Origin of the sequence: Nonomuraea zeae (assembly GCF_005889725.1) — a bacterium.
Lineage (GTDB): Bacteria > Actinomycetota > Actinomycetes > Streptosporangiales > Streptosporangiaceae > Nonomuraea > Nonomuraea zeae.
In genome coordinates, this window is sequence record NZ_VCKX01000730.1 from 1 (window position 1) to 658 (window position 658).

Annotated in this window: 1 protein-coding gene; it reads right to left on the bottom strand. The window is 63.5% G+C overall.

Features of this window, described 5'->3' with window-relative positions; all coding sequences use genetic code 11:
- Positions 1-656 (bottom strand): condensation domain-containing protein (locus ETD85_RS62645; protein ID WP_338087277.1); only part of this gene is annotated, 656 nt, incomplete at its 3' end.
- Positions 657-658: the final 2 nt, after the last annotated feature.

Below are 658 nucleotides of genomic sequence, written 5' to 3' on the forward strand. Positions count from 1 at the left end.
GTGATCATGTCGATGCCGCGTGGCAGGGCCAGGGCGATGATGTCTTCGGGTCCGGTGCCGGTGGAGATGAGGTGGTGGGCGAGTTGGTTGGCGCGGGTGTTGAGTTCGGCGTAGGTCAGTTGGGTGTTTTGGAAGATGATCGCGATGTTGTCGGGGGTGCGGACTGCTTGTGCTTGGAACAGGTCCGGGAGGGTGGCATCCGGTACGGGGGCGGCCGTGTTGTTCCAGGTGGTGAGGAGCTGGTGGCGTTCCTCCGCTGATAGCAGGTCGATGTCGCCGATCGGTTGCTCTGGGTGGGCGGTCACGGCTTCGAGGATGCGGATCAGCCGGGTGGCGAGCGTTTCCACACTCTCCCGGTCGAACAGATCCGTCGCGTATTCGATGGAGCCGGTCGCTGCCTGCCCCGTTCGTGGGTCGCGGTCGGTATAGCTGAGGGTGAGGTCGAACTTGGCGACGGGGATATCGATGGGACGAACGCTCGCGGTCATGCCCACCAGGCCCGGACTTGGCGCGGGGTTGTTCTCGACAGTGAGCATGACTTGGAAGAGGGGGTGTCGGGCCATGGATCTGGTGGGGTTGAGGAGTTCGACGAGTTGGTCGAAGGGGAGGTCTTGGTGGTCGTAGGCGGTGAGGTTGGTGTGGCGTATGCGGTGCAGGA